We start from the raw sequence: 11,571 nt of genomic DNA on the forward strand, positions 1-11,571 counted from the left end.
GTCCGCGGCGGGCGGCGGTGTCGTCGTTCGGGATGAGTGGGACGAATGCTCATGTGATTATCGAGCAGGGCCCGGACCCGGCCAACGAGACCGAGACGGTCGTTCCGGTCGAGGTTGCGTCTGACTTCGATGGAGAGCCGACCGGGACCTCCGGGAAGGCGGCTCCTTCCGTCGACGGTGTCGTGCCGTGGGTTCTGTCGGGTCGTTCTCCGGCCGCGGTGCGCGCTCAGGCCCATCGCCTCGCGGACTGGGTCCGCGCCCGGCCGGATCTGACGGCTGCCGAGGTCGGAATTTCGCTGGCGACGACTCGAATGCTGTTCGAGCACCGCGCGGTGGTGATGGGTGGCTCGATAACGGAATTGCTCCAAGGCCTGGACTCCATCGATGAGAAGACTGCGTCGGCGTCGGTGATCCGCGGCTCGTTCCGAGACGAGGCCGGTCGTCTGGCTTTCGTGTTCCCGGGGCAAGGGTCGCAATGGGTCGGAATGGGGCGTGACCTGCTGGCATCGTCGGCAGTCTTCGCTTCTCGGATGGAAGAGTGCGCGTCGGCGCTGGTTCGCTTCACCGACTGGTCCTTGCTCGAGGTGCTCGATGACGAGGCTGCCCTGGCTCGGGTGGACGTCGTGCAGCCGGTTCTGTGGGCCGTGATGGTTTCGCTGGCAGCGGTCTGGGAGTCCTGGGGTGTTCAGCCGAGTGCCGTGGTCGGTCACTCGCAGGGTGAGGTCGCTGCGGCGGTCGTGGCGGGTGCGCTGTCGGTGGAGGATGGCGCGCGCGTCGTGGCGCTGCGGAGCAAGGCCTTGGCCATGCTCGCCGGTAGCGGAGGCATGGTCTCGGTGGCTGTGTCGCCGGAGGAGGCTGAACAACTGCTGTCGGCAGTCGGGGGGAATCTCTCGATCGCGGCGACGAACAGTGCCCACTCGGTCGTGGTGGCGGGAGACACCGCGGCACTCGATCGCTTGGTGGCTCACTGCCAGACAGAAGAGATCGACGGGCGTCGCATCAACGTGGATTACGCATCCCACACCGCGGGGATGGAACGGGTGCGCGACGAGCTGCTCGACGCGTTGGCTCCGGTGCACCCCAGGCCAGCCCGTCTGCCGTTCTTCTCGACGGTCCAGGGCGACTGGATTTCCGACACCTCGGTGCTCGACGCGCAGTACTGGTACCGAAACCTTCGTGAGATGGTGAAGTTCGGGCCGGCGATCGAAGAGCTCGTGACCTGGGGCGTCCGGACGTTCCTCGAAGTCAGCGCGCACCCGGTACTGCTGGTTCCGGTGGAGGAGACAGCGGATGAGCTGGGTGCTGATATTTACGCGGTGCCGACCCTGCGAAGGAACGAGACGGGCATTATCGCTCTCACCCGGGCGCTGGGAGCGCTGGTCACATCCGGCACTGCTGTCGACTGGGCTCGGGTGTACGGGCCGGTTCGCCCTGTGCCGTTGCCGACGTATTCCTTCCAATGGCAGCGGTTCTGGCCGAGCCAGGGCGGTCGGGCCGGCGATGCCGGCGCACTTGGAATGACTGAGGTGTCCCATCCGCTCCTGGGCGCGGTCACAGCTCTCCCGGCTTCGGACGGATTCGTGTTCACCAGCAGGTTGTCGCGCTCGACCCACCAGTGGCTCGCCGATCACGCCGTCCAGGGCGTAGTTTTGCTGCCCGCTGCCGGCTTCGTGGAGATGCTCTTCCAGGTCGGCGACTCGGTCGGCTGCGAAGCCGTTGAGGAGCTGACTCTGCACCGGCCACTGATCCTGCCTGAGGATGGCGCGGTCAGGATCCAGATCACGGTCGACGGTCCGACACCGGATGGCACCCGCGCCGTCTCGGTCTACTCTTGTCCCGACGGCGACGAGAGTATCTGGACCCGCCACGCAAGTGGCCTGCTGCGCTCCGTAGCAGCGGAGGCCGTGCCGGGTGATCTCGCCGATGCGTGGCCGCCTGCCGGGGCATCGCCGATCGATCTTTCGGAGTTCTACCCGGCGGCTGCGGCTCAAGGTTTCGAATACGGTCCGGCGTTCCGAGGCCTGCGGTCCGCGTGGTGGGATGAGGGTGACCTCATCGTCGAGGCGAGTCTGCCGGATTCGTCGGCTTCGGACGAAATGAACTTCGGATTGCATCCGGCTTTGCTCGACTCGGTCTTCCAGGCGGGCATGCTGCTGGCGCCGGGCAGGCGTGTCCTCCCGTTCGAGATCCAGGGCGTCCGCCTGCGGGCGACCGGAGCGCTCGACGTACGTGCGCGGCTGCATCCTGTCTCGGAAAGCTCTGTCGCCGTCACGGTTTTTGACGCCCGAGGCGGTCTCGTGGCCGTCGTCGATGCCCTGGTCTCGCGTCCGATCGACGAGCACCAGCTCGTGGCGCGGGATGTCCGAGCTGCCGCCGGACAGCTCCTGCGCGTCGGCTGGATCCCGGCGACAGGGTTGCCTGAGCGAGGCGACGACGTCTCCTTTGCCGTCGTCGCCGAGGATGCTTCGGGTCCCGAATTCTTCACGAATATCACGGAAGTGCCGGCCGTGGTCGTGCTACCGGTGCGTACCGAAGGCGCCGGCTCGGCCGCCGACGCGGCGCACGAGACCCTGAAGCGTGTACTGGCTTTCCTTCAGACATGGCTTGCGGACGAGCGATGTGAGACGTCCCGGCTTGTCGTGGCGACGCGATCGGCTGTCCTTGTCGAAGCAGGGCGCGACCGGCGGGTGGACATCATCGCGGCGTCGGTCTGGGGCTTGCTGCGGTCCGCGGCGAGTGAAAACCCCGGCCGGTTGCTGGTGGTCGACCTCGACCCGGGGCTGTCGTGGGAGACCGGGCTGAGCGCACTTGGCGAGACCCTCTCATCCCTGCGCGGTTCGGACGAGACGCAGCTGGCCGTTCGTGACGGGCGGGTGTACCACGCGAGGCTCGTACGCGCCGAGGAGGCGTCGTCGCCCTCGTTTATCTCACCGGACGAACCGTCCTGGCGGCTCACGGTTCCGGACAAGGGCAGCGTGTCGGGGTTGGTCTGCCGCGCGGCACCGGAACTGATGACACCGCTCGAACGTGGCCAGGTGCGCGTCGAAATCCGGGCGGCAGGCTTGAACTTCAGGGACGTCGTCAATGCGCTCGGCATGATCGGCGGGCAGGACTCCTTGTTGGGCGCGGAGGCTGCAGGTGTTGTTCTCGAAACCGGCCCTGGCGTCAGCCGGTTCGTGCCGGGAGACCGCGTGAGCGGTTTGTTCTCCGGTGCGTTGGCGTCGATCGGGGTCACGGACGAACGGTTGCTCACCACGTTGCCCGGCGACTGGAGCTTCGGCTCCGCGGCCTCGGTACCGGTTGTGTTCTCCACCGCCGTCTACGGCCTCGTCGACCTCGCGGGCCTGCAGCCCGGTGAGACTGTACTCATCCACGCCGGCACAGGTGGGGTCGGTATGGCAGCCATCCAGCTGGCTCACCATCTCGGAGCGGAAGTGTTCGCGACCGCCAGCCCGCAGAAGTGGGGTGTCCTGCGGTCACTTGGAGTAGCAGAGGATCACCTTGCCTCTTCCCGCACGCTCGAGTTCGAGGAGAAGTTCGGCCGGGTGGCAGGAGCGAGCGGCATCGACGTCGTGCTCAATTCGCTGGCCGGTGAGTTCGTGGATGCTTCGGCTCGGCTTCTCAAACCCGGTGGCCGGTTCTTGGAGATGGGCAAGACCGATATCCGGCCTGCGGATCTCTTCGAAGCCGAGCACCCGCAACTGCGGTATCAGCCGTTTGACCTGATGACAGCAGGTGTCGACCGATTGGACAACATCCTGCGGAGGGTGGTGGACTTCATGCGCGCAGGTGTACTGAAGCCGCTTCCTGTCACCACCTGGCCGGTGAGCCGGGCGGCTGCCGCGTTCCGCTATGTAGGCCAGGCGAAGCACGTGGGCAAAGTGGTGCTGACCATGCCGCGCTCCCTGGACCCCGACGGAACGGTCTTGATCACCGGCGGTACTGGAGGACTGGGTGGCGTGCTGGCGCGACACTTGGTCCTGCAGCACGGAGCGCGAAGGCTCGTGCTGGCGAGCAGGTCCGGCGCAGACGCGTCCGGTGCTCCCGAACTGCTGGAAGAGCTCAATGAGCTGGGTGCCCAGGTCGAGCTCGTGGCGTGCGATGTCGTCGATCGAACCTCGGTGCGGAAGCTCTTGGCGGGTATCGACGCAGATCATCCGCTGACTGCCGTGGTGCACGCAGCTGGCCTGCTGGATGACGCCACAATCGAGGTGCTGACACCTGCTCAAGTCGATCGCGTCCTGGAGCCGAAGGCGGATGGTGCCTGGCACCTGCACGAACTGACGGCCGGCATCGATCTCGCGGCTTTTGTGATGTTCTCTTCGCTGTCGGGCGTGATCGGCAGCGCCGGGCAAGGCAACTACGCGGCGGGTAACGCATTCCTCGACGCACTGGCCGAGTTGCGTCGGTCCGCCGGCCTGCCCGCGGTGTCTGTCGACTGGGGAACTTGGACGCAGGACGTCGGGCTGACGAGCGGTCTGTCCGCGCGTGACATGGAGCGGTTGAAGCAGTCGGGTTTCCCGCCGTTGACGGTGGACGAGGGCCTCGCGTTGTTCGACGCGGCGCTGAGGGCCGACCATCCGGTTGCCGTGGCAACCGGCCTTGAGCCGTCGGCATGGCGAGACGGCAGGACCGTGCCGCCTTTGCTGCGGGTGCTGGTGAAGGGCGTTACCCGGCGTGCGGTTACGGCCGAAGAAGCGGCCGGAGGCCTACTCGGTCGCTTGCGTGCCACCGCTGCCGGGGACCGGCTCGCGCTCCTGGCGGATCTGGTTTGTGAACAGGCAGCTGCCGTGCTCGGGCACGCGCAGGGCGGGGACGTCGACGCCGACGGGAAGTTCCGCGACCTCGGCTTCGATTCGTTGACTTCAGTCGAGTTGCGCAACCGCCTCAGTGAGGTGACGGGTTTGAGGTTGCCCGCCACGGCCACCTTCGATTTTCCGACTCCCGCAGCTCTCGCGCAGCACATCTTGACAAGGTTGCTCGGAGACGAGGAACCGGCAGCTCCGACGAATGCTTCGGTATCGCGGCCGGTTGTCGGTGATCCGGTGGTGATCGTGGGCATGGCCTGCCGTCTGCCGGGTGGCGTCGCCTCTCCCGATCAGTTGTGGGACGTCGTCCGTGACGAGGTCGACGCCGTCGGTGGGTTCCCGCGTGATCGTGGTTGGGATCTCGCCGATCTGGCGGAGTCGTCGACTACGGGATCAGGAGGTTTCCTGTCCGACGTAGCGGAGTTCGACGCGGGCTTCTTCGGGATTTCCCCCCGTGAAGCGCTGAGCATGGACCCGCAGCAGCGGTTGCTGCTGGAAAGCAGCTGGGAAGCCCTCGAGCGGGCTGATATCGACCCGAAGACGCTGGCCGGCACTCGAACCGGTGTATTCACGGGGACGACGAGCCAGACCTACAGCCAGTTGCTCCTTGACTCGGGACACGAACTGGACGGCCGGGTCGGCATGGGCAACCTGTCGAGTGTGTTGTCGGGTCGGGTGGCGTATTCGTTTGGTTTTGAGGGTCCTGCTGTGACGGTGGATACGGCGTGTTCGTCGTCGTTGGTGGCGTTGCATTTGGGTGCGCAGTCGTTGCGTTCGGGTGAGTCCGATCTGGTGCTGGCCGGCGGGGTGACTGTTCTGGCGACGCCGGAGCTGTTCGTGGAGTTTTCCCGGCAGGGTGGTTTGGCGCCTGATGGCCGGTGTAAGTCGTTCTCCGACGCGGCGGACGGTACTGGCTTTGCCGAGGGCGTCGGTGTTCTTGTGCTGCAGCGGTTGTCCGACGCCGTGGCACAAGGGCGGCGCGTGCTGGCGGTGGTGCGGGGCACTGCGGTGAACCAGGACGGTGCGTCGAATGGATGGACGGCGCCGAATGGCTCGTCGCAGCAGCGGGTGATTCGTGCGGCACTGAGTGCCTCGGATCTTTCAGCGGCCGACGTCGACGTAATCGAGGCTCACGGCACCGGTACGACTCTCGGTGATCCGATCGAGGCTCAGGCGCTGCTGGCTACTTACGGGAAGGACCGGCCGGCTGATCGGCCGGTGCTGGTGGGGTCGGTCAAGTCGAACATCGGCCACACTCAGGGCGCCGCGGGCGTCGCAGGGGTCATCAAAATGGTGATGGCGATGCAACACGGGGTTGTCCCGGCGAGTCTGCACGTCGGGGAGACCTCGCGGCACGTCGATTGGTCGGCGGGCGAAATGCAGGTGGTGGGGGCGAAGACGGAGTGGCCTGAGACGGGACATCCGCGCCGCGCGGGAGTGTCGTCGTTCGGGGTGAGCGGGACGAACGCGCATGTGATCCTCGAACAAGCCCCTGACATCGTCGCGAAGGAGACCGGTCGCAAGCCCGGCCCGACTGCCGGGCAGGTGGTTCCCTGGATCATTTCGGCTCGCTCGGAGGCCGGGTTGCGCGACCAGGCGGTCCGGCTGGCCGGATACGTCGGGCAGCGTCCTGAGCTGGGTGTGGCCGAGGTCGGCAGTGGCCTGGCCGGTGCCCGCTCGGTCTTCGAGCATCGCGCGGTCGTGGTGGGCCGCGAGCGTGACGAGCTCATCGAGGGGCTGTCGGCTCTCGCTCAAGGTGTGCCCGATGCGCGAGTGGTTTCGGGCGTGGCGCGCAAGGGCGGCAAAATCGCTTTCGTCTTCCCTGGTCAAGGCTCTCAGTGGCAGGGGATGGCCGAAGAGCTCTGGGATTCTTCGGAGGTCTTCGCGCGTTCGATGCGAGAGTGCGAGGGCGCGCTGGCGCCATGGGTGACCTGGTCCTTGCGTGAGGTGCTGACGGATCCGTCGTCGCTGGAGAAGGTCGACATCGTTCAGCCTGCCTTGTGGGCGGTGATGGTCAGCCTGGCGAGGATGTGGCAGGACGCGGGCGTCGTCGCCCAAGCGGTTGTGGGTCACTCTCAGGGGGAGATCGCCGCAGCGTGCGTAGCGGGTGCGCTGTCCATCGAGGACGGCGCCAGGGTGGTGGCGCTGCGATCGCGCGCGCTGACGGCGCTGAGCGGGAGGGGCGCGATGGCGTCGCTGCCGGTCAGCGCGGCCGAGGCTGCTCTTCTGCTCGAGGAGTGCCAAGGCCGCGTCGCGGTCGCGGCGGTCAACGGCCCGACGTCCACGGTGGTCTCGGGCGACCCGGACGAGGTGGCCGCTCTGGTGGAACGGATGACGGACAGTGGCCTGCGGGCCCGCCTCATTCCGGTGGATTACGCCTCTCACAACGAGCACGTCGAGATTGTGCGGGAGGAGTTGCTCGCCGGCTTGTCCGGAGTGGTGGCGCGGGCGTCGGAGGTGCCGATCTTCTCCTCGGTCACGGGCCGGGGGATCCAGGGCAGTGCGATGGACGCCGAGTATTGGTACGCGAATCTGCGAACACCCGTCCAGTTCGAACGGGCTGTCCGCGGTGCGCTGGATTCGGGGTTCCGCGCGTTCGTGGAAGCCAGTGCTCACCCCGTATTGATCACTGCGCTGGTGGAGACCTTCGAATCCGCGGGCGTTCAAGCCCACGCGACGGGCACACTACGGCGTGGGGAGGGGGGAATGGACCGTTTCCTTCACTCTGCGGCTGATTTGCATGTTCACGGGACGAGTCTCGACTGGCGTGCAGTGCTGCCCGCACCGACTGGCGTGCTCGTCGAACTGCCGACGTACGCCTTCCAGCGGGAGCGGTACTGGCCTCAGCCCAGCGGCCGCTCCGGCAATGTGTCCGCCGCAGGGCTGGGATCGATCGACCACTCGTTGCTGAGCGCCATGATCGAGCTGCCGGCTTCGGACGACATTGTCTTCAGCGGCCGTATGTCGCTTGCGGCGCAGCCTTGGCTGGCCGACCACGTCGTGGGAGGTCAGGTGATCGTCCCGGGCACGGCTGTGCTGGAGATGGTGCTCCGAGCAGGAGAACAAGTCGACTGCGGCCGAGTGGAAGAACTGACGCTGCAAGCCCCGCTGGTCCTGCCCGAGCCCGGAGCTCTGCAGGTGCAAGTCCTGGTCGAGGGAGCGGCGGCCGATGGTCGCCGGCAGGTGCGGGTGTATTCCCGGATGGAGGAAGCCGGGGGCGAGACATCGGAGTGGACCTCGCACGCCGCGGCTGTCCTGACTGCCGTAGCACAGGGCACGAAGGCGGTGCAGGACAGTGCGTTCGCTCGCGTATGGCCGCCGGAAGGCGCGCAGCCGATCGTTGTCGACGGGTTTTACGAACGCCTTGTGCAAGCCGGGATCAGCCTCGGCCCGGTTTTCCGGGGTCTGTCGCGGGTATGGCGGCGCGGCAGCGAGGTCTTCGCGGATATCGAGCTGCCGGAAACCGAACACGACCGGGCGGCTTCATTCGGCCTCCATCCGGCTCTACTCGATGCTGCGCTTCAAGCGGGCTCGTTCACGGGCGAACCGGATGTCAGCACGCGTTTGTTGTTCAACCTTAGTGAAGTCACCCTGCACGCAGTCGGAGCACGCACGGTCCGGGTGCGGGTCTCGGGAGAGGGCGAGCAAAGTCTTGCCGTTACTCTGGCCGATGTCCGCGGGCAGCTGGTCGCCACGATCGGTGCGGCGAGTACCCGCGAATTCGATGCGAGCCGGGCGACGGCGGCGGCCTATCATCGGCGAGGTGACCTCTTCTCGGCGGATTGGGTCCCTGCAGGCGCAGCTTCTCCCGTGCCCCTGCCGAGCAGCGGGCAGCCCGGGCTGCCAGAGGCTCACGAGTGGGTGATTGTGGATTCTCGATCTACCGGCGAGAGGCCTGATCGCGGAGCGCTCCGAGGTGCCCGAGTCGTGGCCGGGATGGACGAATTGAGTGTCGTCGTCGGAGACGATGAGCCCGCGCCGAAGGTGATCGTCCTGCCCGTAGCACGTCGCTACGACCACGATGTCCCCCGTGCCGTCCGCGAAGCAGCCACCGAGGTGCTGGGTGAGGTGCAGTTGTGGCTGTCTGACCAACGATGGGCTGACTCCTTGCTCATGGTCATCACCAACGACGCCTTCACCTCCGGCCTGACGGGCGGCTCCCTCGATGCCGGACCGGATGTCGCGGCCCGCTCGGTGTGGGGTCTGCTGCGTTCCGCGCAGTCGGAAAATCCCGGCCGGCTGAAGCTGGTCGACATCTCCACAAGCCGGGGCAAGGGTGGGGACACCGAATCCGGAGCAGAGCCGATTTCGGAATGGCTGCCGGAAAGCACCCTGCACGCGATCGTCCTTTCGGACGAACCCCAGCTGCTCGTCCGAGATGGAGAGCTTCTCAAGGCACGATTGGTCAAGCGGCCTTCGTCCGAGCTCGGCTCTTCGGTGTGGGGGGCCGACCCGAACGGCACCATCCTGATCACGGGAGGTACAGGTGGGTTGGGCAAGCTTGTGGCCCGGCACCTGGTGGCTGAGCACGGTGCTCGGCGCCTTCTGCTCGCAAGCCGTCGAGGCAGCGAGGCTCCGGGTGCATCGGAGCTCGTCGCGGAACTGACCGAACTGGGTGCCCAGGTCTCCGTGGCCGCCTGCGACGTGGCTGATCGGAACGCCGTCGAAGCCCTGCTGCTGGCAATCCCGGCCGAGTGCCCGCTCACCGCAGTCGTGCACACCGCGGGTGTGGTCGATGACGGCGTCATCGGAGCTATAAGCCCATCGCGCCTGGACACCGTGCTGGGGCCGAAGCTTGACGCGGCGTGGCACTTGCACGAGTTGACCGAGGGCAGGGAACTGGCCGCCTTCGTAATGTTCTCCTCGACCTCCGGCACTTTGGGAGGGCCGGGGCAGAGCAACTATGCCGCAGCCAATGCGGCTCTGGACGGGCTGGCGGAGCTCCGGCACGAACTCGGCTTGCCGGCCGTGTCGCTCGCGTGGGGTTCCTGGGAGCCCTCGGGGGGAATGGCTGCAGAGCTCGCAGCACGTGACCTCGAGCGGATGGCCCGCTCGGGGATGGTGCCGATGTCCAATGAGCGAGGCCTCGCGCTGCTCGACCGGGCACTGGAAGAACACGTTCCGGCGATCGTGGCCGCGCGCTTGGATACCAAACGGCTGAGCGGCGACGAAGTAACTCCGATTTTGAGGGGGGTGCTCCCGAGCCGCGCACCCAGGGCGTTGGCGGCCACGACCACCGACAGCTCAGAGCTTCGTGACCAGCTCGCGCGGCTGCCTGAGAACATTCGGAAAGAAACCCTGGTCGACCTGGTGGTGGGGCAGGCCCGAGCAGTGCTCGGCTACACCGGCAGTGCGGCGCTGGACCCTGGCGAGGCGTTCAGGGAGCTGGGCTTCGACTCGCTTACTGCGGTGGAGCTCCGCAATCGGCTCGTCGCCGAGACCGGACTGCGGCTGCCGCCCACTTTGGTGTTTGACTATCCGAGTCCTGTCACGCTCGCGGAGCACCTTCTGCTGAACCTCGTATCGGATCCACCTCGCGAAATTCCGTCGACGTCCGTGCTTGCGGAATTTGACAGTTTGGAGGCAGTCTTCTCGGCGGCATACCTCGATGATTCGGCGCGGCAGGATTTGGCCGGGCGCCTGAGGAATATGCTTGAAAAGTTGAATTCTCATCCGGACAGCATCGGCAATGGAGAGACGTCTCTGGAATCGGCTACGGCCGAGGATCTCTTCGCGATTCTCGACGACGAACAGTGATGAACCGGCTCGGCATCCGCATTCCGACAGGACGAATTGATCATGGCTACTGAACAGCAGCTCCTCGACTACCTCAAGAAGGCCACAGGTGAGCTAGTCACGGCTCGGGAGCGACTGCGCGAAGCGGAGTCGCGAGGACGTGAACCTTTGGCGATCGTCGGGATGGCGTGCCGATTTCCCGGCGGGGTCCGGTCGCCGGAAGGCCTGTGGTCCTTGGTGGCCGGGGAAGGTGAGGGCATCGGCGATTTTCCGGCTGACCGTGGCTGGGAGGCAAGATCGCCGCGTGCCGAGGACCCAGCTTTTACGAGCATCGAATATTCAAGGCGTGGTGGCTTTTTGCACGATGCCGCCGATTTCGATGCGGACTTCTTTGGGATTTCGCCACGTGAAGCGTTGGTGATGGATCCTCAGCAGCGGTTGTTACTGGAGACATCTTGGGAAGCCTTCGAACACGCCGGACTGGACCCAGCCGGGCTGAAGGGCAGCAAGAGTGGTGTCTTCGTCGGGGGCTATCAGCTGGGCTACAGCGAACGGCCTGGACTCAACGCTGTCGAGCTCGACGGGTACCGCAGCACCGGTGCCGCTGCCAGCGTGATGTCGGGCCGGGTGGCCTACGTCTTCGGTTTTGAGGGTCCTGCTGTGACGGTGGATACGGCGTGTTCGTCGTCGTTGGTGGCGTTGCATCAGGCGGGTCAGGCACTGCGTTCGGGTGACTGCGACCTCGCACTCGTCGGGGGTGTCACCGTGATGCCGACGCCACTGACGTTCGAGGAGTTCGCGCGGCAGGGCGGCTTGTCCTCGGACGGCCGCTGCAGGTCTTTCGCCGACTCGGCAGACGGCACAGGCTTGGCCGAGGGTGTTGGTGTGTTGGTGGTTGAGCGGTTGTCGGATGCTCGGCGGTGTGGGCATTCGGTGTTGGCTGTTGTTCGTGGTTCTGCGGTGAATCAGGATGGTGCGTCGAATGGGTTGACGGCGCCGAGTGGTTTGGCGCAGCAGCGGGTGATTC

The 11,571-nt window shown here is 66.2% G+C and carries 2 protein-coding genes; both read left to right on the forward strand.

Translation table 11 applies throughout. The features are described from left to right. Positions 1–17: 17 nt before the first annotated feature. Positions 18–10,565, forward strand: coding sequence for an SDR family NAD(P)-dependent oxidoreductase (locus ACWEOE_RS41825; protein WP_452019360.1), 10,548 nt, complete (start codon positions 18–20; stop codon positions 10,563–10,565). A gap of 42 nt (positions 10,566–10,607) precedes the next feature. Continuing rightward, positions 10,608–11,571, forward strand: a 964-nt coding sequence (locus ACWEOE_RS41830) for a beta-ketoacyl synthase N-terminal-like domain-containing protein (RefSeq protein ID WP_452019362.1), incomplete at its 3' end; no start/stop codon positions are given.

The sequence above is a fragment of the Amycolatopsis sp. NPDC004368 genome, assembly GCF_053602515.1.